This is a genomic window from Haloplanus sp. GCM10025708 (assembly GCF_042663985.1).
Lineage (GTDB): Archaea > Halobacteriota > Halobacteria > Halobacteriales > Haloferacaceae > Salinirarus > Salinirarus marinus.
This window is the reverse complement of sequence record NZ_JBHSZA010000011.1, coordinates 2099573-2122962: the sequence shown is the minus strand read 5'-3', so window position 1 is coordinate 2122962 and position 23390 is coordinate 2099573. Positions and strand designations below refer to the sequence as shown.

The window sequence follows — 23390 nt, the reverse complement described above, 5'->3', positions numbered from 1 at the left end:
CTATGTCGCCCATGGAAGAGATTACCACGGATAACGCGCCGTCGTTCGAAGCAGCACCGCTGTCGCAAGCGACGAAAGTCGGCAATACGATCTATGTTTCGGGTCAATTGGGAATCGACCCCCAGTCCGAGGAGTTAGTGAGTAGCGACGTACAGGAACAGACGAAACAGACGATCGAGAACATTGCTGCCGTTCTGGAGGCGGCAGGTGCCTCTCTCGATGACATCGTCAACACGACAGTATTCCTATCAGACCTGAAGCATTACGACGACGTAAACGAAGTGTACAGTGAGTCGCTGAGCGAGCCCTACCCGTCGCGGAGCGCTATCGAGGTCGGCGATCTCGTGTTGGACGGGGACGTCGAGATCGAGGTAATCGCTCACAAAGACGACTGAGGGCTCACCGAATGCCAACTCTCCATCCGGAAGCCGAGGACTTACTCGAGGAGCTGGGGGACCTGAACATCCCACCGGCACACGCACAGTCACCCTCCGGTGCACGAGAAGCTTCCAATCAGCTATTCATCGATTACCGGAGCGACGTTCCGAAAGCGGACGTGGGAAAGACACACGACATAACCATCGAAGGCTCGGAGGCCGAGATACCCGCTCGGGTGTACGAGCCGGACGGGGACGGTCCACATCCGATACTGATTCACTATCACGGGGGCGGCTGGGTACGCGGGACTATCGACACGTACGACGAATTCTGTCGTTTCCTCACACGGGAAGTGGGCTGTCTCACGATCGCTCCGGATTACCGTCGGGCACCCGAACATCCCTTCCCGGCGGCGGTCGTAGACTCCTATGACACGCTAACGTGGGCGAACGATTACGCTGACGAATTCGATGGTGATCCCTCCCGCATCGCGGTCGCGGGTGACAGCGCCGGCGGGAACTTGTCCGCCGTCATCTCGCTGATGGCTCGGGATGAGGGAGGACCGTCGATCGCCCGGCAGGTTCTGCTCTTCCCCGCTACAAATCACGCCTTCGATACCCCGTCCTACGAAGAACACGCGGACGACCCGGTTCTTCCGAAAGAATCTATGGAATGGTACTGGGACCACTATCTCGAACGGGAACTCGACGGACGGCACCCCTACGCGTCACCGCTTCAGGCGAGGGAGTTAGGCGACCTCCCACCGGCCACCGTCGTAACGGTCGGATTCGACCCACTACGGGACGAAGGAGAGGCGTACGCTAATCGACTCAGTGAGGCGGACGTCCCAGTGAATTACGTCCATTACGAAGACATGTTCCATCTAACCCACCTCTTTCCGGAGCTACAACGAGGGCAAGAAATGCGCGATCAGATCGCTGCGGAACTCGAAGAGTCGCTCCACTGACCCACCGCGTCAGGTGGGAGTGTTTACGCCGATCGTCGCAGACGGTCTGTACGCAGCTGCTCGAACGCGACTGATCGAGAAGACACGCGCGACCCTCTTCCGAGCCCCGCCGTTTCACACCGGAATCGGGTCTCGTGGCTGATATGTGCCGCGTTCAGCTACGAACTGACCGGTGGACGTAGCGTTTCGAGATTCGCATCAGGTACGACAGGCGCGTCGGGGGAGGATCTGCGTCGGACGAATTGAGCCAGGGAGCGGGAAGCGACGCCTCGGTCGCTGCCGAAGCGCGGCGAGTGAATTTTCCCGGCAGCCGCCTCGAACCGGCGGGATAACCACAATTATACCCCTCGTTTACAACTGGTCGATACGATGGTCTCCGGTGGCCTCCTCCCGAATACGCCGCCCGTCAACGTCCTCGTCGTAATCGTCGCGACCGGCTTTATCTGGCTCGGCAGTAGCTGGCTCGAACAGGCAGCCGAACACCTCTCGGCGTACTACGGCCTCCCCGCCGTCGTTCAGGGGTCGATCGTCGTCGCCGTCGGATCCAGCTTCCCCGAACTCGCCAGCGCCGTCTTCACCGCGCTCGACGGCACGTTCGACATGGGCGTCGGCGCGATCGTCGGCTCCGCCATCTTCAACATCCTCGTCATCCCCGCGTTCTCCGGCATCGCATCCGACGGTCACCTCGAGACGAACCGCACTATCGTCTACAAAGAGGCCCAGTTCTACATGATCGCCGTCTCCGCGATGGTCGTCACGTTCGCGCTCGCCGTCATCTACGTCCCCGTCCCCGGCGGCCCCGATCTCGTCGGCCGGCTCACCCGCCCGCTGGTCTCGATCCCGCTGTTGCTGTACGGCCTGTACGTCTTCATCCAGTGGCAGGACGTCAGCGACCACGACGCCCCCGACGCTCCCGACAACATTTCCGTCGGGCGCGAGTGGCTGCGACTCGCTGCCGGCCTCGCCGTTATTCTGATCGCCGTCGAGCAGCTCGTCGGCGGCGTCGAGTCGATCGGCCACACGTTCGGTATCCCCGAGTTCCTCGCCGGCGTCACGATCGTCGCCGCCGCGACGAGCCTCCCCGACGCGCTCGTCAGCGTTCGCACGGCGAAAGCCGACAAGAGCATCACGAGCCTCGGCAACGTCCTCGGGTCGAACACCTTCGACCTCCTCGTCGCAATCCCCGTCGGTGTCCTCATCGTCGGCAGCGCCGCCGTGGACTTCGCGATGGCCGTCCCGATGCTCGGCGTACTCACGCTGGCAACTGTCCTGCTGTTTACGTTCCTGCGAACCGACCTCTCGGTCACCGGCGTCGAGGCGTATACGCTGCTCGCCGCCTACGCCCTGTTCGTCGCCTGGGTCGTCGCCGAAACCGTCGGCGCGACCCACCTCATCAAGGGCGTTTAGGGCGGCACTGAACGGTTTCGTGTGCCGAACGGAATCCGACGGGCGCTCACCACGAACCGAGACAGAACACGTTCGTCACGAACCGAGACAGCACACGTTCGTCACGAACCGAGACAGCACACGTTCGTCGCTAAACCACACAAAACGGACCCGACGGGATTTGAACCCGGTGCGAGACTCGCTTCGCTCGTCTCGCGTGATTCAAACCCCGCGGGTTGCGTCGCTCTCTTCCTCACTACGTTCGTCAGAGAAGCGACGGACCCGACGGGATTTGAACCCGCGACATCTTGGTCCGGAACCAAGCACTCTGTCCACTGAGCTACGGGCCCTCGAACGGGATTACTCGGCTCCGCCGCTTAATCCTTCTGAAACGGCGGCTTCGAGAGCGTGAAACGAGCGCCGGATCAGGGCGCTTCGCCGGTCTCGATGGAGAAGGAGGATTTCGGATAGGCGACGCAGGTGAGGGTGTAACCCTCGTCGAGTTCGTTGTCGTCGAGCATCTGCTGGTCGTTGTGGACCACGTACTCCTCGGCGGGGCCGTCCTGGACCTGTCCGGCACAGGAGACGCACTGTCCCTGCCGGCAGGCGTACGGCAGGTCCCAGCCCTGGTCCTCACCCTGTTCGAGGATGGTTTCGTTCTCGGCGAGTTCGATCGTCTCGCCCTCCTTGACGAACTCGACTTCGAAGGTCTCGGCCTCGTCGTCCGGGACGTCCCACGGGCCGGACTCCGCCTCGGCTTCGCCGCCCTCTTCGAGTTCGGCTCCCTCCTCGCCGCCGGCGACGGCCCCGGCAGCGACGCCCCCGCCGCCACCGCCGATGGCGCGGTTCATGGGTTCGGGGAAGTCCGTCTCTGGCACCGCCGCGGCCCGGCGTTCGAGAAGTTCCTGTGAGATGTCGGTCGTAGGGCTCCATCCCGTCCCCTTCGAGAAGTGCAAGGCGACGGCGACGAGCGTGAGCGCAGCACCGAGCCCCAGACCCACCATATTTACCTCTGCCATGAGCGGCGGTACGGAAGCGGGGTTTAACAGGATTGCGCTTCACCGCCCACCTCGGGGACGCTCGCTTCGCTTGCGCACTGCTCGGCGGGAAAAATCTGGCCCAAAAAGCCGGTCGCTCCCGCCGGTCGCTCGCGGTACAGTAGACCCGAAGCGGCGGCGTCTACTCCTCTCGCCGTGCGATCTCGTGCCGGCCGAAGCCGTAGCGAAGGCGATTGGCGAGTCGGCGCGATAATCGGCCGTCGTCGGCACGACTCCCGAAGCGCTCGGCGAGAGCACCGTAGATGAGCGGCACCGGCACCTCCTGTTCGAGGGCCTCCTGTACTGTCCACGTCCCGGTCGACCCGCCGGCGACGTAGTCGGCGACGTCGCCCAGATCCGAGCCTTCCTCGCGGAACGCCTCCTCGCAGAGTTCGAGGAGCCAGGAGCGGATGACCGCGCCGTTGTTCCACGTCCGCGCGACGGCTTCGAGGTCGAGGTCGTACCGGCCCTCGTGGAGGAGTTCGAACCCCTCGCCGTAGGCCTGCATCAGGGCGTACTCGACGCCGTTGTGAACCATCTTCACGTAGTGGCCGGCCCCGGATTCGCCCATCCGGTCGTGGCCGTCGGACCCGGTCGCCACGGCGTCGAAGACGGGCGTCATCTCGTCGTAGGCCCACTCGGGGCCGCCGATCATCAGCGAGAAGCCGAGTTCCGCGCCGGCGGGACCGCCGCTGGTCCCGCAGTCGAGGTAGGCCGCGCGCGTCTCCCGTGCCCGCCGGGCCGACGCTTCGAAGTGGGAGTTGCCGCCGTCGACGACGACGTCGTCCTCGGAGAGATACGGTTCGAGTTCCTCCAGCGTCGCGTCCACCGCGTCCCCGGCGGGGACCATGAGCCAGACGCGTTTCTCCTCGCCGAGCTGGTCCGCGAGGTCGGCGACGCCAGCCGCCGGGTCGGCACCCGCGTCGGCGGCGGTCGCCACCGCCTCCGGGTCGACGTCGTAGGCGACGACGCCGTGGCCCGCCGCGAGCGCTCTGTCGACGACGATCTGTCCCATCCGTCCCAGTCCGATGACGCCCAGTTGCATGGGTTGGCGTCTACCACGCGCGGAGGTAGTGGTTGCGGTTCGAGGCGGCTTGGCGCTGGCTTTAGGCGGCCCGAGGCCCTACGGTGGCCCGTGACGCTCGCCGACTTCGCGCGCACCGACGTCCTGACTGCCGCCCCCGACACCCCCGTCGACGACGTCGCCGCCGCGATGCGCGACCACGACGACGATTTGGTGGTCGTCCTCGACGAACAGCGACCGCTGGGGGCGCTCACGGCCGCCGACCTGGGCCGGGCGTTCGTCGCGGGCGAGCGCCTCGCCGACCGGCGGGCGGCGGACCTCCTCGCGGGCGATCCCGTGACCGTCCGCGCGACGGCCGACCGCGAGGCGCTCGTCGACGCGTTCGACGACGAGGCGGTCGAACGGGCGCTCGTCGTCGACGACGAGGGCGGCTTCGTCGGCGTCGTGACCCTCCGCGACGCCCTCGTCCAGTACGGCCGGGAACTGGAGGCGGCGTTCGACCTGCTGGAACGGCGCTGACCGCCGCCGTTTTGGCTCCGCCGCCCGACCCGAGCGCATGGACGACCGAATCCGCAACCACGCCGAGGTACTGGTCGACTGGAGCGCCCGCGTCGAATCCGGCGACGACGTCGTCGTGAGCGTCGCCGAAGGCGCACACGAACTCGGCGTCGCCGTCGCCGAGGCCCTCGGTGACCGCGGCGCGACCTGCCTCTCGCTCTACGGATCCGACGAACTCTCCCGCGCCTACCTCCGCGCCCACGAGGGCGACTTCACGGAGCCCAACGCCGAGCGCGCTCTCTTCGAGGCGGCCGACGTCTATCTCGCCCTCGGCGGCGGGCGCAACACCGCCGCGACGGCCGACGTCCCCGGCAACGTCCGGAGTGCGCACGCCCGCGCCCGAAAACCCGTTCGCGAAGCGCGCATGGCGACCGACTGGGTGTCGACCGTCCACCCCACCCGGTCGCTCGCCCAGCAGGCGGGGATGAGCTACGAGGCCTACCGCGAGTTCGTCTACGACGCCGTCCTGCGCGACTGGGAGTCGCTGGCCGGGGAGATGGCGCGGTTGAAGGACGTCTTCGACGCGGGCGACGAGGTGCGTCTCGTCAAGGAGGGCACCGACCTCACGATGTCCATCGAGAACCGCACCGCGGTCAACAGCGCTGCCTCCGTCGCCTACGACTCGCACAACCTCCCCAGCGGCGAGGTGTTCACCGCGCCCTCGACGGCGGAGGAGGTGTATTTCGACGTGCCGATGACGATCCAGGGCAAGCGCGTCCGCGACGTCCGCCTCACGTTCGAGGACGGCGAAGTGGTCGACCACAGCGCCGGGACGAACGAAGACGTCGTCGACGACGTCCTCGACACCGACGCCGGCGCGCGCCGACTCGGCGAACTCGGCGTCGGGATGAACCGCGGCATCGACAGGGTGACGGACAACATCCTCTTCGACGAGAAGATGGGCGGCACCGTCCATCTCGCCCTCGGCCGGGCCTACGACGCCTGCCTCTCCGACGGGGAGACCGGAAACGAAAGCGCCGTTCACGTTGATCTGATCACCGACGTGAGCGAAGACGCCCGTCTCGAAGTCGACGGCGAGGTGGTCCAGCGAGATGGCCGATTCCGCTGGGAAGACGGGTTCGAATAGCCCTCTAAGGCCCGCTATACGCATTTAATGAGGCGAGCGAAAATATAGACGATAGGCAGTGACAATATGTCAGGGAAAATTTATGTTTGTGGCGCGCCCAGGCACACACGAGAGGTGAGCACCAATGATGCCGATGCCGACGACACCGGACACCTGGTCACGGAGCCTCGACCTCCCATCCCGGCTGTTCGGGCAGGCATTCGGCGAGAGCGGCTACGAGCTGTACGAGGAAGACGACCGGTTCGTCCTCACCATCGACATGCCGGGATTCGAGCGGTCGGACATCGACCTGACGTGGTACGAGGGCCGCCTCGACGTCGCGGCCGAACACGTCGACGAGGAACGGAACCGAAAGCAGACGTTCCACCGGACGTTCCGACTCCCGAAAGACGTCGAAGTCGAGGACGTCTCCGCGGAGTACCACAACGGCGTCCTCGAAGTCGAACTCCCCATCGCGGCCGAGACGACGCGCGGGATCGACATCGAGGTGCAGTAACCGCGCTCTCACCTGTTTTCATCGTCGGTGACGTCGCGTACGCGCCGCTCCGCGTCTCGTCAGTCGGTGCGAAAAGCGGCTGAGAGGAGTAAGCCCCCTTCTGTTCGTCCCGGCATTCGGCTGAGCGTCCGCGCCACTGCCGGACTACCTTCACGGCGCGGACTTGCACCGGTGAGGATTCGCCGTTCCATCCGTTCTCGACCGTCGGCGTGTCCGCCGGCACGGACGCCCACGGGCACGTTTTCCCTCGGTGGGTTAACTCCCCTTCCTCGCGGTCGGGTTCGCACCGGAACGGCGAGACGCCGTCCGGCAGCGCACCTCATCGGTCGGGTCGAGGGGTCTCGTTTCTGTTCCAGAGCCAGTCGTCTCCGACTCCGGGCTTGCGCCCGGTCACCTGTCCGGTCGGTGGGGGGACTTTCCTCATGCCCCGTCGGGGGCACGGGAGCCAGGCTCTCTCTGCCAGTCTAACCTACGGCCGGACGGCGAATAAGCCGTTCGATCGGTGCCTCGCACGCTGGCGGTCGCAGCGACCCGCTCCCGGACGACACCGAACGTATTTGGGTCGCGATTCATGTTGGGCGAATGGAAGCGTTCAAGTTCACGGGGCCTTCCACAGAAGTATGTCCGAGGCGCAGTCCGTTCGCCTCTCCTACGAGGACGGGGCTCGGGCGGTCGAACTGGCGCGGGAATCGGTCGAATCGTACGTTTTGCAAGGACAGCGCGAACAGCCGGGGAGCATGCGCGACGCCTTCTACGCTCGAACGGGCGCGTTCGTCCGAGTGACGTCGACCCGTGGGCGAGGACGCCTCCGTGGCTGTGCGGGGGCGTATCGGGGGAAAGACCAGCTCGGCCACGCCATCGTCGACGCGGCCATCAAGGCCTCGTCGGGCGACTCCTGTGGCTCCGAAATCGAGCCGCCGGAACTCCCTAACCTCAACATCTCAATCTGTGTCGTCTGTAACCACATTCTCACCAACGATCCGCTTTCCGACCTCGAACTCGGCACGCACGGCGTCGCCATCGACGCCGGCAACCAGCACGCCTGGATGTATCCGACGATCCCGGTCGAGAACGGCTGGACCGAAGAGCAGTTCCTCACACACGCCTGCCGGAAAGCCGGCCTCTCGCCGCTGGCCTGGCAGGACGACGACACGATGATCACGCTGTTCGAAGGACAGGTCTTCCGCGAGCGTCCGGACGGGGGCAGCGTCGAAGAACTGACGAACTGCTCACTTCTCCTCGCCGAAGCCGGTTCGCGCCGCGTCAGCGGCGGCGCGCGCCGCCGCCTCGTCGACGTCGAACTCGTAGACCACGTCGCCATCGCGAACCACCGGTTCCAGCAGCGACTCTGCATCCGTCGGGCCGTCGCGGCCCCGCAGGCCGACGTGGTGGCCGCCGTCGGCCGTTCGATACACGTCTTTCGCCCCCGAGAGCTTCCCGCGTTTCGCCGCGAATTCGCCGTCGACTTCGACGATGTCGAGCGCGAAGTCGACCGGGTCGGCGTTCGAGACGTGGCCGCCCACGCCGAAGCCGTCGGCCACGTCGCGCAACGCCCGGAGCGTCGTCGGCGTCAGCCCGCCGCTCACGAACACGTCCACGTCGTCGTAGCCGCGCGCGTCGAGTTCCCAGCGCACTTCGCGGACGATGTGGCGGAAGTCGCCGCGGCGGGACTGCGTCGTGTCCAGCCGGACGCTGTCGAGGCGGTCGCCGAGCGTCTCCGCCGCGCGAAGCGCCTCGTCGACCTCGTCGGAGTAGGTGTCACAGAGCGCCACTCTGGGCACGTCCTCGCCGACTGCCTCGTCGAACGCCCGCCACGCCGCCTCCTGATTCCCCTTCCCGAAGCAGATGAGCAGCGCGTGGGGCATCGTCCCGCCGGCCTCCTCGCCGATGACGTCGCCGGCGGCGACGTGCGAGAACCCGTCGAGGCCCCCACCAGCGCGTTCCGCTCGACGGCCGCGGCCATCGAGGGGTGGACGTGGCGCGCGCCGAACGAGAGGACCGTCGAATCGGGTGCGGCGATCCGGGCCTCCAGGGCCGCCGTGGCGATGCCGCTGGCGTGGGAGAGAAAGCCGAGCAGCGACGTCTCGAACCGCGCGAAGTCGAGATAGCGTCCCTCGATGCGCATGACTGGCCCGCCGTCGAACAGCCGTCCCTCGGGGATGGCGTCGACGTCCACGCCGCGGCCGGCGAGCAACGCCGCGGCATCTTTCACGCCCGCGAGAACCTCGAACTCCCCGTCGGGGAACTGGTCGGCGGTCACCTCGGCGACGACGCGTGGGTTCCGCCCCGCGTGTCGGAGCGTCGTCTCCGTCCGTTCGAAGTACGCGTCGGTGGCCCGCCCGTCGCGAATGGCCTCCGGGCCGACGATGTCGAACTCGGGAGTGGGCATTACTTCGGCTTCGCTCCCTCGACTGAAAAAGGTCACTCGTTCGGCCACCGCCACCGAAATCAGCCTTCACGCCGGTGGACGCCGTCCAGCGCGTCGACGGTCGGCGCGTTGACCACCGTCACCGTCGTCCCGTCGCGACTCACGCGGAAGGCGTCGGCGTACGGTCCCGCCTGCACGACGTAGACGTCCGTCCCGCGCGCGTCGGCGTCCGACCGCCGGACGGCGTCGAATCGCTCACCGAGTATCGCCCGGTACGCCCCCGCGAACTCTCGGGCGTCTCGCTCCGTCTCCCACTCGCTCCGGAAGACGTAGCCGTGGCCGTCGTCGCTCCGGTAGGGCACGACGACGTCGCCCGCCCACCCCGTCGTCAGCGGGTGGGTGTAGTTGAGACGGCGATGGGGGCCGGTCGGGGAGTAGAGGTGACTGCCGTCGATGCGCCCCGTCGCCCGAAGCATGGCGTACAGCGACGCCTCGCCGACGGAGTCGGCCTGCGGACGGCGGTCGAACGGCGACCACGCCGCGTTCGACCGGTCGACGACGGAGACGTTCGCGGGCGTCGCGTCGGGATACGTCTCGGGATGGATGACCTCCGTCGTGCCGTTCGGCGGGCGGGCGTAGGCGTCGTTCACGGCCGTCCATCCGCCGCGACGCCGGAGGGCGTGGACGAACGACGCGCCGTCGCTGTAGGGCTGGTAGACGGCGACGTAGACGTCCATGTTCCCGACGCCACCGGGGGCGTCGTCGGCCGGCCGCGGGACGCATGACCACCCGTCGCGACAGCGCGTCTCGTACAGCTGCTCGACGTAGGTGGCGTCGCCCTCGACGACGGCGTCGGCGGCGAGCGAGCCGTCTCGTGTCGTCGCCCGGGGAATCCGAAGTGCTGGTCCTGCAGGGCGTGGACGAGTTCGTGTGACAGCGTCTGTCGGTCGATCGTCGGCGTCTCGGTGTCGCTCACGACGACGACGCGGTCGGACTGGGGCGAGTAGTAGCCGAGGGTCGACCCGCCGTAGAGCGCCGCGAACGTCTCGGCGACGCTCCGGTCCTCGCCGACGAGAAAGAGCGCTTCCCACACCTGTTCGTTCCACGCCGACGCGGGCGGGGTTTCGGCGTCGTCGCGGTAGTCGTCGCGCGAGCGGAGTTCGACCGGAACCGAGCGCTCGAACTCGAGGCCGCGGACGCGCTCGACGCGGGCCATCGTCCGCGCGACGAACGCCGACCGCTCGCTCTCGTTCAGGCCGTCCGACTGGTCCACGTCGACGGGGTCGTCGTACCAGTAGCCCGCTTCCCACCCCAGTTCGTCGGTGGGTGGATCCTGGCGGTCGGCCCGCGGTTCGGCGTCCGACTCGGGATGGTGTCGGTCGGCCTGCGGTTCGGCGTCCGACTCGGGATGGTGTCGGTCGGCCTGCGGTTCGGCGTCCGACTCGGGAGGCGTTCCCGTCGCGTCCGGCGTCGGTCCGGCGGCCGTCGGCGTCGATTCCGTCGCGCCCGGCGTCGCCGCGGGCGCGGCACACCCCGCGACGGCGACGAGCAACGCGAGGCAGAGACGGAGCTTCACGCCTCGTCAGCGGTGGCGACGACGGAAATCGTTGACGGCCTCAGCGGTGGCGATGTCGCGCGATCCCGACCGCGGCCAGCAGCGCCACGAGAGCGACGAGCGGGCCGAATCCCGGGGCCGAAACGCCGGACGCGCCGCCGTCGGAGCGGACGTCCGTCTCGCCGCCGTCCGACGCCCCGCTGGCGGCCGTTCCGGCGTCGCTCCCGGGCGGACGGATGTCGTCGACGGCGTCGAGGGTCGGTCCGTTAACGACGGTGACCCGGGTGCCGGTCCGCGTCACGCGGAAGGCGTCCGCGAACGACCCCGAGGGGACGACGTAGCGGCCGTCGCCCCGTTTCTCGGCGTCCTGTGCGTCGAGGATGGCGCGATAGGCCCGGCGGAACTGCCGGGCGTCGCGTTCGGTGTCCCACTCGGTCACCCAGACGTAGCCGTAGTCGGTGGTCGACCCGTTCGCCTGTCGGTAGGGGACGACCCGGTCGTTCGCCCACCCGGCCGACGGCTCGGCGTCGTAGTTGTAGAGGTCGAGGGGTCCGTCGGTGCGGGCGAGGCTCCGGACCGGGACCGTGTCGGCGTTCGAGACGCGCGCCTGGTACCAGAACATGACGTACATCGACGCTTCGCCGACGGTGTCGGAGCCGTTCTCTCCTGGTCGGGGAACGGTTCCCATCCGGCGCGCGCGCGGTCGTCGAAGTCGACGGGGACGGGCCGGTCGTCGGTGGTGTGGATGACCTGTTCAGTCGAGACGGGCGGGTCGTCAAAGGCGTCGTTCACGGCGTCCCACCCGCCGCGCTCGCGCAGCCAGTCGACGTAGACCGGCCCGTCGGAGTACGGCTGTAAGAGCGTCAGGAGGATGCCGAGATTCGGCGGTTCGGACTGACCGCCGCTCTCTCCGCGCGGCGTGGCGACGCAGTCCCACTCGTTCCCGCAGCGCTGGGCGTACTGGTGTTCGACGTAGTTGGCTTCGCCTTCGACGACGGCGTCGGCGGCGAGCGACCCGTCCTGCGTTTCTCGCGTCGGCGTGTCGTTGAAGCCGCGGGTCTGGTCCTGCAGGGCGTGGACGAGTTCGTGGACCAGCGTCGCGTTGTCGATGGTCGGTTCGTCCGGCGAGTCGGTGATGATCTTTATCTGATCGTCGGTGGACGAGTAAAAGCCCGAGACGGAACTGCCGTAGGCCGATCCGAGCTTCTGCTGGACGTCGGCGTCCTCGCCGACGAGAAAGAGCGCTTCCCACACCTGGTTGTTCCACGCGCCGAACGACTCGTTCGAACCCCCGTCGTTCGTCCCCTGACGGTACTCCGACCGCGGAATGACGTCGACCGGGACCGACTCGGTGAACTCCTGTCCGCGGACGTGTTCGACGCGAGCCATCGCGCGGGCGACGTACGCCTCCGTCTCCGCGTCCGAGAGGCCGTCAGACTGGTCCACGCCGATGGGATCGTCGTGCCAGTAGCCGTTCTCCCAGCCGATCTCGTCAGTGGGCGGATCCTGTCGGACGGCCTGTGGTTCGGCGTCCGTCGTGGGGTCCTGTCGGACGGCCTGTGGTTCGGCGTCCGTCGTGGGGTCCTGTCGGACGGCCTGTGGTTCGGCGTCCGTCGTGGGGTCCTGTCGGACAGCCGGCGGTTCGGCGTCGGCGTCGACGACCGCCGTCGACTCGCCGGCGGCCGCCGCTGGCGGGACGCACGTCCCGAGGAGGAACAGCACCGCGAGCGCCGCCGCCGTCGGGCGTCGCATACCGCTCGTTCGCCACGCAGACGGAAGTACCTTGCCGCCTGCGGGCGGCGGCGTCGGACGGCGTCGAGCGTGTCGTTTAGGGACGCGCCGGCCGTAGGTCCGCGTATGCCGTACGACCCCGATTCGACCGCCATCGTCGTGATAGACATGCAAAACGGGTTCTGTCACCCCGACGGGAGCCTCTACGCGCCGAGGAGCGAGGCCGTCGTCGACGACGTCGTCGCCCTCGTCGACCGCGCCCGCGAGGACGGCGCACAGATCGTCTACACCCGCGACGTCCACCCGCCGGAGCAGTTCGACGACGCCTACTACTACGACGAGTTCGACCGCTGGGGCGAACACGTCCTCGAAGGGTCGCGGGAGGCCGAACTGGTCGAGGAACTCGACGTGCGAGAGGCGGACCACGTCGTCGAGAAACACACCTACGACGCCTTCCACGAGACGGAACTCGACGGCTGGCTGTCGGCGCGTGGCATCGACGACCTGCTCGTCTGCGGGACGCTGGCGAACGTCTGTGTCCTGCACACCGCCGGGAGCGCCGGTCTCCGGGATTATCGCCCGGTCCTCGTCGAGGATGCCATCGGCTACATCGAAGCGGAGCACCGCGAGTACGCCCTCGATCACGCCGACTTCCTGTTCGGCGAGGTGACGACCCGCGAGGACGTTGCCTTCGACCGATAACAAGGATTAATATCTGAAGTCGGCTGCGTTAACATATGACCGTCGTAAGCGTATCGATGCCCGAGGAGCTGCTCGAACGCATCGACTCGTTCGCGGAGGAACACGGCTACACCGGCCGGAGCGAGGTCATCCGCGAAGCGTCGAGAAATCTTCTCGGCGAGTTCGAGGACAAGCGGTTGGAGGACCGGGAGTTGATGGCCGTCGTGACGGTCGTCTTCGACTACGAGACGACGAGCGTCGAGGAGCGGATGATGTCGCTCCGCCACGACTACGAGGGCCTCGTCGTCGCCAACTTCCACAGCCACGTCGGCAACCACTACTGCATGGAACTGTTCGTCCTGGAGGGGCGACTCGAATCCATCTCGACGTTCGTCGGGAAGATTCGCGCCACCGGCGACACGCTGAGCGTCGACTACTCGGTGATGCCCGTCGACGAGTTCGGCCCCTGAGTCACGAGCCGGGCGCTTCACCCAGCGGACGACGAAGCCGCTGGGAGGGTTACGATGAAGGCGACACCGACGACGCCGAGGACGATCACGTACGCGAACGCGGCGGTCCACGAGAACGCTTCGATGAGCCATCCCGTCAGCGCCGGCGTCACCAGCGACCCGGTGACGGAGAACGTGGTCAACACGGCGAGACTCGTCCCCGCCGTCTCGGCGTCGGCGAGTTCGCTCACGTAGACGTAGAAGACGCCCATGCCGAGTTGGGCGAAAAAGCCCGCTCCGAGGAGGAGGGCGGCGAACGCGCCCGCGTCGGCGATGTTCGTCAGGGCGACGAGGATGGGGAGGGTGAAGACGAACGCCCCGAGGATGACGATCTTCCGCCGGCCGCCGAGGCGGTCCGAGAGCCACCCGCCGCCGGGACGGGCGACGACGCCGCTGAGGGGGACGAGCGCCGTCGCCGCACCTGCGGCGGCCAGGTCGACGCCGAGGCGGCCCGTCGCGTACGCCGGCATCCAGGAGTTGAGAAAGAGAAACAGCGAGAACGCACAGAAACTCGCCGCCGAGACGCGGAGGACGGCGGGGCGTTTGATCGTCTCGCGGAACTGCCGGACCGAGACGGCCGACTCGTTGCGGATCGGACTGTCGACGGCGACGGCGAACGCCACGCTCCCGAGGAGCGTCACGGCCGGATAGACGAAAAGATCGTCCGCCAACCGAACCGGGCGGCGATGAGCGGGCCGGCGTACTGGCCGAGCGCGAACCCCGCGGGCGCGCTGGCGACGAAGAGGCTGGTGCCGAGGGCCCGGATAGCGGTCGGAAAGGCCTGCCGGACGATGTTGGCGTTGGCCGTCCAGACGAAGATGGCGGCCGCGCCGCCGCCGACCCGCGCGAGCAAGAACGCGGGATACCACTGCAGTCCCGCGCCGACGACGGAGGAGGCGACGTAGACGCCGACGCCCGCGGCGACCAGCTTGCGGTTGTCGTACCGGTCGAGCAACAGGCCGCCCGGAATCCCGAGCGCCACCCAACTGAGGTAGACGGCGCTGATCGCGAGGCCGGCGGTGGCCTCGCCGATACCGAAGTCGGCGGCCAGCCGCGGGAGGACGCTCGCCGGCGCGATGACGTACGCGTTGTACCCGACGGAGACCGCGATACAGGCGGCGAGGACGAACCACGCGCGGCGGTGGCCGGTCATGCGACTCCCTCCCGGACGGCAGCGACCATCTCTCAGACGGTCCCGTGGTACGGTAATAAAAGCGTCCGTGCCGGCACTCACCGCCGTCGGACGGAGACGGTGACACCGTCGCCGACGGCGAACTCGTGGCCCGGACAGACGACTTTCGCGCCGACCGCCTCGCGGGCGACGACCAGCGAGAGGCCCGTCACGGGGGTTCCGTTCGCCAGGACGTCGACGTCGTCCCACGCCACGTCGCGGCCGTCGGCGACGCCGACCGGCGTGCCAGCGACGGCGACGGGACCGTCCGCCTCGGGGAGTGCGCCCCCGCCGGCGTAGTGGGGGCACCCGCCGTCGAGGGCGACGTCCGGTGCGCCCTCGACGGCTGCCCACGACCCCGGGTTCGGGTGGGCCGGCGCGTCGAGGACGACGGACGTCTCGCCCGCCTCGCGGACGGTGCCGGTGCCGTCCCAGGGGGCCGGCGTCACGTCGACGTCGACGGCGAGGGGGAGCGACCCCGCGGCGCGGTAGGGGTTCCGGTCGCGGGCGCGGAAGCCGAGGTGGACGTGGTTGTCGACCCACGGCGCGAAGAAGCCGGAGCGCACCATCTCGCCGAGCGAGTCGCCGACGTCGACGGTGTCGCCGGGGCCGACGGCCGGTTCGACGTGGAGAATCCGGGCGACGTACTCGCCCGTCTCGACCAGAATCAGGTGGTCGTTCGCCACGGCGTGGGGTTCGTCGGGCGCGCGGACGGTTCGGGTGTCCACCACCTCGCCGTCGACGGGCGACAGCCCCTCGTTGCCCGCCGGATAGAGGTCGATCGCACGGCCGTGGTCGTGGGCGGGGTAGGGTGAGTTGTAGAGCGAGAACTTTCGGTAGCGGGCGAGCGTCGAGGCCGGTAGCGTGACCGCCATGTCGGCGAGGAGGTGGCGCGGGCGCTTATACTGCGCGACGACACCTATAGGTGCGAGAGCGACCAACCGCGGGTATGCGCGTCCTTCGGGGGCGGGGCGACACTCCGGAATCGGACCGGGCGCGAACCGCCGAGCTGCTCGACCGGACGGCCGAGACCGGCGAGGCGGGCCTGCGCGTGTGGACCCCCACCGACAGGTGGCGTTCGGCCGGCGCGACGCCCACGCCGACGGCTACGCGGAAGCGAGGCGAATCGCGGAGTCGCGGGGGTTCGCCCCGGTCGAGCGGAGCGTCGGCGGCCACGCCGTCGCCTACTCCGGCCGGACGCTCGCGTTCGCCTACGCGGTCCCCACCACCGGCCTCCGGGTAGGGCTCGACGCCCGCTACGAGTCGGCAGTCGAGGCGCTCGGGGCGGCGCTCGCTTCTCTCGGCGTCGACGCGCGGCGCGGGGAACCCCCGACGCCTTCTGTCCGGGCGACCACTCGTTGCGGGCCGGCGGGAAACTCGCCGGTCTCGCCCAGCGAGTGCGCGCCGACGCCGCCCTCGTCGCCGGCTGTCTGTTGGTGTGCGACCACGACGTCCTCGCGTCCGTCCTCGCTCCCGTCTACGACGCCCTCGGTCTCGCGTTCGACCCGGCGTCGGTCGGGAGCGTCGCCGGCAGTGGCGGACCGGAGGATCCGGAGGCGGTCGCACGCGCGCTCGAACGGGCGTTCATCGGCGGCGACGTGGCCCGAATCGCGACCGTGGACTGAGACGCCGGCCGCCGAACCGCCTACACTTACCACCTCGCCGGACGGACGACGAGTATGCTCATCAGGAACGCGACGCTCGCGGACGGTCGAGTGCGCGATGTCCGCATCGAGGACGAGGAGATAGTCGAAGTCGGGAGCGGTCTCGACGCGGAAGGCGACGACGGTGACGCTCCCGGCGAGAGTGCCGGTCGCGACGTCGTCGACGCTCCCGGCGAGAGCGCCGGTCGCGACGTCGTCGACGCCGAGGAGAACCTCCTGCTCCCCGGCGCGATCGACGTCCACGTCCACTTCCGCGAACCGGGGTTCTCGCACAAGGAGACGTGGGAGACGGGGTCGAAAAGCGCCGCCGCGGGCGGCGTCACGACCGTCGTCGACCAGCCGAACACCGACCCGCCGACGACGACGGGCGCGGCGTTCGACGAGAAGGCCGCCCTCGCGGTCCGGTCGCTCGTCGACTACGGCATCAACGGCGGCGTCACGGACGACTGGGACCCCGCCTCGCTGTTCGACCGGCCGCTGTTCGCGCTCGGCGAGGTGTTTCTCGCCGACTCGACGGGCGACATGGGCGTCGAGGCGTCGCTGTTTCGCGACGCGGTCGAACGCGCCGCCGAGGCGGACGTCCCGGTGACCGTCCACGCCGAAGACGCCGACCTGTTCGACGAGAGCGTTCGCCCGCGGCGAACGGACGCGGCGGGCGGAGAGCGACGCGACCCGCGAGCGGACACGAACGCCCGCGACGACGCCGACGCCTGGAGCGCCTACCGCCGCGCCGAGGCGGAGGTGGCCGCCGTCGAACGCGCCGTCGAGGTCGGGGGCGACGCCGGGGCGGCCCTCCACATCGCCCACACCAGCACTCCCGAAGCGGTGGACGTCCTGACCGGCACCGACGTCACCTGCGAAGTGACGCCCCACCACATCTTCCTCTCGCGAGACGACCTCTCGGAACTCGGCACGTTCGGGCGGATGAACCCCCGCTCCGGAGCGAGCGCCGGCGAGAGACCCTCTTCGACCGCGTCGCGGACGGCACCGTCGACGTCGTCGCCACCGACCACGCACCACACACCCGCGAGGAGAAAGCCGCCGGTATCTGGGACGCGCCGAGCGGCGTCCCGGGCGTCGAGACGATGCTGCCCTCCTGCTGGCGGCGGCCGAGCGGGGCGACCTGAGTTACGAGCGCGTCCGCGACGTGACCGCCCGCAATCCGGCCCGCATCTTCGACCTGCCGCGAAAAGGTGCCGTCGCCGCGGGACACGACGCCGACCTGGCGCTGTACGACCCGTCGGCGGGCCGCGAGATCCGCGGCGAGGAGCTCCACTCGAAATGCGAGTGGACGCCGTTCGAGGGGTTAGACGGCGTCTTCCCCGAGTGGACGATGGTCCGCGGCCGGGTCGTCTACGACGCCGAGACGGGCTTTGCCGACGGGCGCGGCGAGAACGTCCGAACGTAGCCGCCGACGCTCGGCCGTCCCGGACCCGGCGCGCTTCGGGCCGCCCCGGTCACCTCACTCGTCGAGCGACTCGCGGAGATCGGCGCTCGACTCGCGCACCTCGCGCATCACGTTCGAGATGCGGTCCTCGGCGTCGAGTTCCTCCGCAACCGCGAGGTCGACGCCTTCGACCTCGAGGAGGAACTTCGCTACCTCCGTCACCTCGTACATCATCTCGTCGAGTTCCTCGGCGGTGAAAAAGCCACACATCGCGCCGTAGAGGAAGGTCGCGCCGGCCTGTCGGACCTTGTCCTCGAACGACGCCCGGGCCTGATTGACCGCCTGTGGCGTGTAGGTGTCGGTCATGAAGGGGACGAGTTCCGGGAGGTTCTCGCCGATCTTCGTCATCTCGACGCCCGTCTCGGTGCGGAAATCGGCACACAGGCGAGCGATGGCCCACTCCCGGGCCGTGATGTACGTTCGGTCCCGGAGGAAGTCGTTGACCCGGTCGTACTGTGCGCCGTCGATCTTCTTGAACCGCTCGTACTTCCGGACGTCCTCGGGCACTCGGTCCTCGTCGTCCGTCGGTGGCGACTCGTCGGCGGCCGAACCGTCGGTCGTACCGCCGGCGGCTGCGTCGTCGGCGTCGGAAGCGTCGGCCGTCGCCCGCGGATCGTCTGCCATAGCGCGATTTGCCCGCGAGGACAAAAAGGGTTCCGCGGCGTCTGTCGGGCGTCAGACAGCCGTTTCCGCGGCGGGGGCGCGTACCTTTTTCATCTACGCCTGCGAGACGGCGACTATGAAGCTGTTGCTGGGCGTCGGTGGAAGCGAGGACTCCCTCACAGCGCTCGAACGGACGGTCGAGCGCGTCGCCGAGACGGGCGACGCCCTGACCGTGGTCGTCCTCGACAATCCGACGACCGACACGCCGCCCTCGGAGATCGAGCGCCAGGTCCGGGAGGCCCTCGACGCCGCCGGCGTCGACGCCGCCGTCCGGCGACTCGACGGCGACCCCGGGAGCCGGCTGGTCGAAGTCGCTGAAGACGAACAGTACGATCGCATTGTCCTCGGTGGCGGGGAGACGAGTCCGATGGGTAAGATCAAGATCGGGAGCATCGCCGAGTTCGTCCTCCTGAACTCGCACGTCTCGGTGACGCTGATACGATGACGGACGACCGTACGTTTCCGTCGGAACCGTCCGGGCCGTTCCCCACGCCTCCGGTCACGTACACGGACCAGGAGGGGCGCGAGATCGAGATCCGCCGGTTCGACGCCGACGAGGACCTCGAATCGCTGGTCGAGATGTACGACGCGTTCGACCCGGCCGACCGGGCCCAGGGCATCCCGCCGACCCGCGAGGATCGCATCCGCGAGTGGCTCGACGACATCACCGACGACGACTGTCTGAACGTGGTCGCCTGGCACGACGACACCGTCGCCGGACACGCCACGCTCGTCCCCGACGGCGACGCCTACGAACTCGCCATTTTCGTCCTGCAGGCGTACCAGCAGGCCAGAAACGGCACTCGAATCATCGAGACGCTGCTGGGCTACGGCCGCGAGGAGGACGTCGAGAAGGTGTGGCTGACCGTCGAACGCTGGAACAACCCCGCGATCAACCTCTATCGGAAGGTGGGCTTCGAGACGAGCAACGCCGAGAGCTTCGAACTGGAGATGGGGCTCAGACTGCGCGCGGAGGACTGAGACGCTACACCGAGAGGACGGGTTGGCTGGCGTACAACAGCACGTATTCGGCGGCTTTGGCCAGCACCTCGTCCGAGTCGCCGGAGACGGGTTCGCGGGGCACCACCACGAAATCGGCGTCGAGTTCTTCGGCCGTGTCGAGGACGACGCTACCCGGGTGGCGGGTCTTGATGTGCGTCGAGAAGCCGTACGCCATCGACGTCGAGAGGGCGACGCCCGCGTCGGCGGCGTGTTCGCGCACCGTCTCCACGAACGCCTCGCTGTCGGCCGCGACGTCGCGTTCGTCGACGGCTCCGTCCTCGATAGCGCGGACGACGTCCTCGCTGAGGACGTAGACGGCGTGGACGTCGGCCCCGTACTCGGCCGCGATGGCGACGGCGTACTCGACCGCCTCCATCGACTCCTCGCTCCCGTCGACGGGGACGAGAACGAGGTCGAGCGAGAGTGGTACGGTCATGTCCGTCCCTGTGACGCCCGGGTGCAAAAACGCTCCCCTCCGGGACGTTCCTGTGGCTTTATGCACCGACCGTGCCAACCCCGATCCATGTTCGACACGATCGTCGTCGCCACCGACGGGTCCGAGAGCGTCCGTCGAGCGGTCCGGGTGGCGCTGGACCTCGCGGACCGGTTCGACGCCGACGTCCACGCCCTCTACGTCGTCGACGTCGGCGAGGTGGCGTCCGCGCCCGACCGCATCCGCGACGAGATGCAGACGGCGCTCGAAGAGGGCGCGGCGGACGCCTTCGAGGACGTCCGGTCGCTGACCGACCGCCCGGTGACGACGGCCGTCCGCGAGGGCCACCCCGCGACGGAGATCTCGGAGTACGCCCGCGACCACGACGCCGACGTGGTCGCCATGGGGACTCGCGGGCGGCACGGCGAGAACCGATTTCTCATCGGCAGCGTCGCCGAACGCGTCGTCCGCACCTGTCCGGTCCCCGTGTTGACCGTCCGACAGCTCGACGAGAGCGAACGGGAGCCATAAGGGTGCGGCCGCCGAGGTGTGGGTATGGACGACTCACTCATCGACAGCGACCGACTCTCGCTCTCGCGGAAGTCGCGCCTCCCCGGCGAGGGCTTTTTCTACCCCGACTCCCTCGACGAGGAGTACGCCGACCGGCGCGCCCGCGAAGCCATCGACGGGTCGGACGTCGTCGTCGTCGCGGACACCGACGCCGACGGCCTCGGCTGTGTGGCGCTTCTCCGCGAGATGTACGACGCCGCCCTCGAAGTCGCGCCCTTCGAGGCCGACATCGCGGCGCGACTGGACGAGCGACCGGCGGCGGGCGACGAAGCGGACTCCGAGACGGACCAGGAGGCGTCGCCGGTCGGACTGGTCGCGGCCGGACCCCACTCGCTCGACGCCGCCCTCGAGCGCGTCGCCGACTACGCCGATCCCGGGGTCGACGTCTACGTCTGTGACCTCTCGCCGGACCGCTACGAGGCGGTGAGCGACGCACTCGAACATCTCTGTCGCCGGGGCGAGGTGCGCTGGTTCGACCACCACCAGTGGGACGACGACGTCGCGACCGCCGTGCGTGAGACGGGCGTCGACCTGGTCGTCGGCGAGTCCGACGAGGAGTGCAGCACCGACGTCACCCTGCGGTCGCTGGCGTACGACTTCCCGCCACACCTTGTCGACCTCGCGGCCGTCGTCCGCGACCACGACCTCTGGATCAAGGAGGACTCGCGGAGCGACGATCTGGCGGACTACGCCCACTGGACGAGTCCCGAGGAGTTCGTCACCGTCGTCGGGCGTTACGGGCCGGATCTGCCCGACCCGGTCGAGCAGTTCATCGCGGACCGCCGCGTCGAGAAAGACCGCCTCGTCGAACGAGCGGTCGCTCGGGCGGACCTCAAGACGGTCGGGGAGTGGACCGTCGGCGTCACCTACGGCCGGTGTTCGCAGAACGAAGTCGCCGACGCCCTCCGAGAACAGGGTGCCGACGCGGCCGTCGTCGTCAAGCCGGCCGGCAGCGCGAGCATCCGCGGGAGCGAGGCGTTCGAGCGGTGCCACGAGGTGGCCGAACAGGTCAACGGCGGCGGCCACCCCGCGCGGCCGGCTGTAAACCCGACATCTACGACGACATGCTCGACTACGCCCACCACTGGACGACTGAGGGGGTGCCACGAAACGGGTCATCCTCGCGGCGTTCGAGCGACTCGACGCGGAGTGAGGCCGCCCCGGAACCGCTGGGGCCGCTCCCGCGTCTCCGGACGGCGACGCGGCCGGTCGATCACTCGACGACCCAGCGGTCGGAGAAGGCGGTGCCGTCGTCGCAGTACGCGTAGGCGTGGATGACGTCGCCGTCGGCGTAGATGCCCCCGACCTCCTCGTTCTGTTCCTCGGCGAACGCGAAGACGAACTTCACCTCGCCGTCGCCGGGACAGTCGCCGCCGGTCAGGTCGCGGTCGATGTGGCCGTCGGTCCCCATCGCCTTCCGGGCGAAGTTCATCGCGTCCATCCCCGTCCCGGCGGTAAAGAGGCGACGCCCCTCGTCGCCGGGGACCACCAGCACGACGCCGCCGTCGACGGCCTCGCCGTAGTTCGCGATCTTCCCTTCGCTGTCGAGATACTCGTGAGTCAGATAGAGAGCGACGTGGTCGAGTCGCTCGCCTGCGAGAAATTCGTCGAGGTTGCTCATGTCAGAACGACGTGGCCCAGGCGTAAAACGTCACTCTTCGAGGCGCTCCGCGATGGCGGCCAGCGAGTCGTTCGGGCGGGCGGGGACGTCGTAGATCGCCCGGTGGCCGGGGACGCGCACGCCGTAGAAGTAGCCCGGTTCCACCTCGTCGAACGCGACGCTCTCGCCGGGGTCGCGGCCGACGGTGTCGACCCACTCCGCGAGGCGGTTCTCGCCCTCGCCCGGCGACTTCGCGAGGCGGCGGTTGTCGTACGCGCCGCGAATCACGAGCCCGTTCGCGTCCTCGTCGACGCGGGCGTGACACACGTCGCCGTCGAGAGCGAGGCGGATCAGGTCGCCGGCGTCGAGTCCGTGATCGGACGCGTCGTCGGGCACCCGGAGACAGGGCCGCCGGGTGCCGCCGCTTCGGGCCAGACGCGCCCGGTAGGTGGTCACGGCGTCGTTGTCGCTCGCGACGCGGCCCGACATCCCGGTTACGATTCGTCCGCTTCCTCGTCGCCCTCGCCGAACGCCGCGGCCACGTCGCCCTCGCCGCCGACGACTTTGGCGTTGATCTGGGCGGTCGCCTCGCTGATCTCGCTGCCGCGGACGGTGACGCGCTTTCGCTCGCCGTCGCGGGTTGGCTCGTAGCCGACGCCGCCTTCGAGGAGGAGTTCCTTGAGGTCCGAACCGGAGACGTCCTCACGCATCGGGCGACCGGCGTCGTCGGAGCCGCCGGTGAGTTCGAGCGTGAACCCGTCGAGGCCGACGGCACCGCCGTCGACTTCCTCGCCGAGCTCGCGTCCGAGGAACCGATTCGCGTCCTGTCCGTCTACCTCGCGCTGGTAGGTCGACCCCGTCTCGGGGTCCGAGACGACGACCTTGAAGTCTGCCATGTACCAGTCCAAGCGGCCGGCGATAAAAAGTACGTCGAAACGGCTTCCGGGCGTGTGGACGGGGCGCAACCGTTTTCGGGCAGCCGACCCCATCTACGGATGATGTCCGGTCGTTCGCTCGCGGTCGTCGTCGTCGTGGTGCTCCTCGCGGGCTGTGCCTCCCCGTC

At 68.6% G+C, this 23390-nt stretch carries 21 protein-coding genes, 1 tRNA gene, 1 other RNA gene and 7 pseudogenes; 15 read left to right on the top strand and 15 right to left on the bottom strand.

Annotated elements, in window-relative coordinates; translation table 11 throughout:
- Positions 1-11 precede the first annotated feature (11 nt).
- The 3 genes from ACFQJD_RS15055 to ACFQJD_RS15045 all read left to right on the top strand — a co-directional run bounded on the left by ACFQJD_RS15055 (position 12) and on the right by ACFQJD_RS15045 (position 2752).
- Positions 12-395, top strand: a complete 384-nt coding sequence (locus tag ACFQJD_RS15055; protein ID WP_379799307.1) for a Rid family detoxifying hydrolase — start codon at positions 12-14, stop codon at positions 393-395.
- A gap of 11 nt (positions 396-406) precedes the next feature.
- Positions 407-1345 (top strand): alpha/beta hydrolase, encoded by a 939-nt coding sequence (locus tag ACFQJD_RS15050; protein ID WP_379799305.1) that lies wholly within the window; start codon positions 407-409, stop codon positions 1343-1345.
- A gap of 369 nt (positions 1346-1714) precedes the next feature.
- Complete coding sequence (locus tag ACFQJD_RS15045; RefSeq protein ID WP_379799303.1) at positions 1715-2752, top strand: sodium:calcium antiporter; 1038 nt, start codon at positions 1715-1717, stop codon at positions 2750-2752.
- 256 nt (positions 2753-3008) lie between these two features.
- Here the strand turns inward: ACFQJD_RS15045 and ACFQJD_RS15040 are convergent.
- The 3 genes from ACFQJD_RS15040 to gnd all read right to left on the bottom strand — a co-directional run bounded on the left by ACFQJD_RS15040 (position 3009) and on the right by gnd (position 4813).
- Positions 3009-3081: transfer RNA gene (locus ACFQJD_RS15040), tRNA-Arg, on the bottom strand.
- A 75-nt stretch (positions 3082-3156) separates the two neighbouring features.
- Complete coding sequence (locus ACFQJD_RS15035; protein ID WP_379799301.1) at positions 3157-3750, bottom strand: 2Fe-2S iron-sulfur cluster-binding protein; 594 nt, start codon at positions 3748-3750, stop codon at positions 3157-3159.
- A gap of 160 nt (positions 3751-3910) precedes the next feature.
- Positions 3911-4813: a phosphogluconate dehydrogenase (NAD(+)-dependent, decarboxylating) gene (gnd, locus tag ACFQJD_RS15030; RefSeq protein WP_379799299.1), complete on the bottom strand. Its 903-nt coding sequence runs from the start codon at positions 4811-4813 to the stop codon at positions 3911-3913.
- 90 nt (positions 4814-4903) lie between these two features.
- Between gnd and ACFQJD_RS15025 the strand changes: the two genes are divergently transcribed.
- From ACFQJD_RS15025 to ACFQJD_RS15015, 3 genes are all read left to right on the top strand, one after another.
- A complete protein-coding gene (locus ACFQJD_RS15025; protein WP_379799297.1) occupies positions 4904-5311 on the top strand; it encodes a CBS domain-containing protein in 408 nt (135 codons plus the stop codon).
- A gap of 37 nt (positions 5312-5348) precedes the next feature.
- Positions 5349-6437, top strand: coding sequence for an aminopeptidase (locus ACFQJD_RS15020; protein ID WP_379799295.1), 1089 nt, complete (start codon positions 5349-5351; stop codon positions 6435-6437).
- Positions 6438-6564: 127 nt separating this feature from the next.
- Entirely contained in the window at positions 6565-6933 is a 369-nt protein-coding gene (locus ACFQJD_RS15015; RefSeq protein ID WP_379800550.1) for an Hsp20/alpha crystallin family protein, read from the top strand.
- A gap of 77 nt (positions 6934-7010) precedes the next feature.
- Here the strand turns inward: ACFQJD_RS15015 and rnpB are convergent.
- Positions 7011-7394, bottom strand: an RNA gene (gene rnpB / locus ACFQJD_RS15010) — RNase P RNA component.
- Between the two features lie 159 nt (positions 7395-7553).
- On the opposite strand from rnpB, the pseudogene ACFQJD_RS15005 reads away from it, so the two are divergent.
- Positions 7554-8153: pseudogene (locus ACFQJD_RS15005) on the top strand (TIGR00296 family protein); the annotation flags it as partial.
- Between the two features lie 9 nt (positions 8154-8162).
- Here the strand turns inward: ACFQJD_RS15005 and ACFQJD_RS15000 are convergent.
- From ACFQJD_RS15000 to ACFQJD_RS14990, 3 pseudogenes are all read right to left on the bottom strand, one after another.
- A pseudogene (locus ACFQJD_RS15000) lies at positions 8163-9322 on the bottom strand (nicotinate phosphoribosyltransferase).
- 59 nt (positions 9323-9381) lie between these two features.
- Positions 9382-10574: pseudogene (locus ACFQJD_RS14995) on the bottom strand (Hvo_1808 family surface protein).
- 343 nt (positions 10575-10917) lie between these two features.
- Positions 10918-12608, bottom strand: a pseudogene (locus tag ACFQJD_RS14990) (Hvo_1808 family surface protein).
- Between the two features lie 105 nt (positions 12609-12713).
- On the opposite strand from ACFQJD_RS14990, the gene ACFQJD_RS14985 reads away from it, so the two are divergent.
- The gene (locus tag ACFQJD_RS14985) at positions 12714-13289 is read left to right on the top strand and encodes a cysteine hydrolase family protein (protein WP_379799293.1); all 576 of its coding nucleotides are present in this window, start codon (positions 12714-12716) and stop codon (positions 13287-13289) included.
- 35 nt (positions 13290-13324) lie between these two features.
- Positions 13325-13738, top strand: a complete 414-nt coding sequence (locus tag ACFQJD_RS14980; protein ID WP_379799291.1) for a CopG family ribbon-helix-helix protein — start codon at positions 13325-13327, stop codon at positions 13736-13738.
- 17 nt (positions 13739-13755) lie between these two features.
- Here ACFQJD_RS14980 and ACFQJD_RS14975 read toward each other — a convergent pair whose 3' ends face one another.
- From ACFQJD_RS14975 to ACFQJD_RS14965, 3 genes are all read right to left on the bottom strand, one after another.
- Positions 13756-14448, bottom strand: coding sequence for an MFS transporter (locus ACFQJD_RS14975; RefSeq protein WP_379799289.1), 693 nt, complete (start codon positions 14446-14448; stop codon positions 13756-13758).
- Positions 14415-14930 carry an MFS transporter gene (locus ACFQJD_RS14970; RefSeq protein ID WP_379799287.1) on the bottom strand — a complete coding sequence of 172 codons (516 nt, stop codon included), beginning with the start codon at positions 14928-14930 and terminating at the stop codon, positions 14415-14417. The genes ACFQJD_RS14975 and ACFQJD_RS14970 overlap by 34 nt, the downstream gene beginning before the upstream one ends.
- 77 nt (positions 14931-15007) lie before the next feature.
- Positions 15008-15823 carry a hypothetical protein gene (locus ACFQJD_RS14965; RefSeq protein WP_379799285.1) on the bottom strand — a complete coding sequence of 272 codons (816 nt, stop codon included), beginning with the start codon at positions 15821-15823 and terminating at the stop codon, positions 15008-15010.
- 74 nt (positions 15824-15897) lie between these two features.
- Here ACFQJD_RS14965 and ACFQJD_RS14960 point away from each other — a divergent pair.
- Both ACFQJD_RS14960 and ACFQJD_RS14955 read left to right on the top strand, forming a co-directional pair.
- Positions 15898-16573: pseudogene (locus ACFQJD_RS14960) on the top strand (lipoate--protein ligase family protein).
- Positions 16574-16627: 54 nt separating this feature from the next.
- Positions 16628-18020, top strand: a pseudogene (locus ACFQJD_RS14955) (dihydroorotase).
- A gap of 54 nt (positions 18021-18074) precedes the next feature.
- On the opposite strand, the gene ACFQJD_RS14950 reads toward ACFQJD_RS14955, so the two are convergent.
- A complete protein-coding gene (locus ACFQJD_RS14950; protein WP_379799283.1) occupies positions 18075-18683 on the bottom strand; it encodes a DUF5806 family protein in 609 nt (202 codons plus the stop codon).
- Between the two features lie 115 nt (positions 18684-18798).
- On the opposite strand from ACFQJD_RS14950, the gene ACFQJD_RS14945 reads away from it, so the two are divergent.
- Both ACFQJD_RS14945 and ACFQJD_RS14940 read left to right on the top strand, forming a co-directional pair.
- Positions 18799-19167 (top strand): universal stress protein, encoded by a 369-nt coding sequence (locus tag ACFQJD_RS14945; protein WP_379799281.1) that lies wholly within the window; start codon positions 18799-18801, stop codon positions 19165-19167.
- Positions 19164-19703, top strand: coding sequence for a GNAT family N-acetyltransferase (locus ACFQJD_RS14940; RefSeq protein WP_379799279.1), 540 nt, complete (start codon positions 19164-19166; stop codon positions 19701-19703). Before ACFQJD_RS14945 ends, ACFQJD_RS14940 begins: the two co-directional genes overlap by 4 nt.
- 4 nt (positions 19704-19707) lie before the next feature.
- Here the strand turns inward: ACFQJD_RS14940 and ACFQJD_RS14935 are convergent, their stop codons facing one another.
- A complete protein-coding gene (locus ACFQJD_RS14935; protein WP_379799277.1) occupies positions 19708-20160 on the bottom strand; it encodes a universal stress protein in 453 nt (150 codons plus the stop codon).
- Positions 20161-20247: 87 nt separating this feature from the next.
- Between ACFQJD_RS14935 and ACFQJD_RS14930 the strand changes: the two genes are divergently transcribed.
- Together ACFQJD_RS14930 and ACFQJD_RS14925 are read left to right on the top strand one after the other, a co-directional pair.
- Positions 20248-20688 carry a universal stress protein gene (locus tag ACFQJD_RS14930; RefSeq protein ID WP_379799275.1) on the top strand — a complete coding sequence of 147 codons (441 nt, stop codon included), beginning with the start codon at positions 20248-20250 and terminating at the stop codon, positions 20686-20688.
- Positions 20689-20712: 24 nt separating this feature from the next.
- A pseudogene (locus ACFQJD_RS14925) lies at positions 20713-21880 on the top strand (DHH family phosphoesterase).
- 60 nt (positions 21881-21940) lie between these two features.
- On the opposite strand, the gene ACFQJD_RS14920 reads toward ACFQJD_RS14925, so the two are convergent.
- Genes ACFQJD_RS14920 through ACFQJD_RS14910 form a run of 3 tightly spaced genes read right to left on the bottom strand, consistent with a single transcriptional unit; the run spans position 21941 to position 23223 of the window.
- Positions 21941-22348: a DUF5807 family protein gene (locus ACFQJD_RS14920; protein ID WP_379799273.1), complete on the bottom strand. Its 408-nt coding sequence runs from the start codon at positions 22346-22348 to the stop codon at positions 21941-21943.
- A gap of 30 nt (positions 22349-22378) precedes the next feature.
- A complete protein-coding gene (locus ACFQJD_RS14915) occupies positions 22379-22816 on the bottom strand; it encodes a DUF7112 family protein (RefSeq protein WP_379799271.1) in 438 nt (145 codons plus the stop codon).
- A 5-nt stretch (positions 22817-22821) separates the two neighbouring features.
- The gene (locus ACFQJD_RS14910; protein WP_379799269.1) at positions 22822-23223 is read right to left on the bottom strand and encodes a 30S ribosomal protein S6e; all 402 of its coding nucleotides are present in this window, start codon (positions 23221-23223) and stop codon (positions 22822-22824) included.
- Positions 23224-23390 lie beyond the last annotated feature (167 nt).

What these genes read in the sequence shown, in the direction of transcription:
- ACFQJD_RS15055 (WP_379799307.1), top strand. Translation starts at nt 12, where the DNA reads ATGGAAGAGATTACCACGGATAACGCGCCGTCGTTCGAAGCAGCACCG.
- ACFQJD_RS15050 (WP_379799305.1), top strand. Translation starts at nt 407, where the DNA reads ATGCCAACTCTCCATCCGGAAGCCGAGGACTTACTCGAGGAGCTGGGG.
- ACFQJD_RS15045 (WP_379799303.1), top strand. Translation starts at nt 1,715, where the DNA reads ATGGTCTCCGGTGGCCTCCTCCCGAATACGCCGCCCGTCAACGTCCTC.
- ACFQJD_RS15035 (WP_379799301.1), bottom strand. Translation starts at nt 3,750, where the DNA reads ATGGCAGAGGTAAATATGGTGGGTCTGGGGCTCGGTGCTGCGCTCACG.
- gnd (WP_379799299.1), bottom strand. Translation starts at nt 4,813, where the DNA reads ATGCAACTGGGCGTCATCGGACTGGGACGGATGGGACAGATCGTCGTC.
- ACFQJD_RS15020 (WP_379799295.1), top strand. Translation starts at nt 5,349, where the DNA reads ATGGACGACCGAATCCGCAACCACGCCGAGGTACTGGTCGACTGGAGC.
- ACFQJD_RS15015 (WP_379800550.1), top strand. Translation starts at nt 6,565, where the DNA reads ATGCCGATGCCGACGACACCGGACACCTGGTCACGGAGCCTCGACCTC.
- ACFQJD_RS14985 (WP_379799293.1), top strand. Translation starts at nt 12,714, where the DNA reads ATGCCGTACGACCCCGATTCGACCGCCATCGTCGTGATAGACATGCAA.
- ACFQJD_RS14980 (WP_379799291.1), top strand. Translation starts at nt 13,325, where the DNA reads ATGACCGTCGTAAGCGTATCGATGCCCGAGGAGCTGCTCGAACGCATC.
- ACFQJD_RS14970 (WP_379799287.1), bottom strand. Translation starts at nt 14,930, where the DNA reads ATGACCGGCCACCGCCGCGCGTGGTTCGTCCTCGCCGCCTGTATCGCG.
- ACFQJD_RS14965 (WP_379799285.1), bottom strand. Translation starts at nt 15,823, where the DNA reads ATGGCGGTCACGCTACCGGCCTCGACGCTCGCCCGCTACCGAAAGTTC.
- ACFQJD_RS14950 (WP_379799283.1), bottom strand. Translation starts at nt 18,683, where the DNA reads ATGGCAGACGATCCGCGGGCGACGGCCGACGCTTCCGACGCCGACGAC.
- ACFQJD_RS14945 (WP_379799281.1), top strand. Translation starts at nt 18,799, where the DNA reads ATGAAGCTGTTGCTGGGCGTCGGTGGAAGCGAGGACTCCCTCACAGCG.
- ACFQJD_RS14940 (WP_379799279.1), top strand. Translation starts at nt 19,164, where the DNA reads ATGACGGACGACCGTACGTTTCCGTCGGAACCGTCCGGGCCGTTCCCC.
- ACFQJD_RS14935 (WP_379799277.1), bottom strand. Translation starts at nt 20,160, where the DNA reads ATGACCGTACCACTCTCGCTCGACCTCGTTCTCGTCCCCGTCGACGGG.
- ACFQJD_RS14930 (WP_379799275.1), top strand. Translation starts at nt 20,248, where the DNA reads ATGTTCGACACGATCGTCGTCGCCACCGACGGGTCCGAGAGCGTCCGT.
- ACFQJD_RS14920 (WP_379799273.1), bottom strand. Translation starts at nt 22,348, where the DNA reads ATGAGCAACCTCGACGAATTTCTCGCAGGCGAGCGACTCGACCACGTC.
- ACFQJD_RS14915 (WP_379799271.1), bottom strand. Translation starts at nt 22,816, where the DNA reads ATGTCGGGCCGCGTCGCGAGCGACAACGACGCCGTGACCACCTACCGG.
- ACFQJD_RS14910 (WP_379799269.1), bottom strand. Translation starts at nt 23,223, where the DNA reads ATGGCAGACTTCAAGGTCGTCGTCTCGGACCCCGAGACGGGGTCGACC.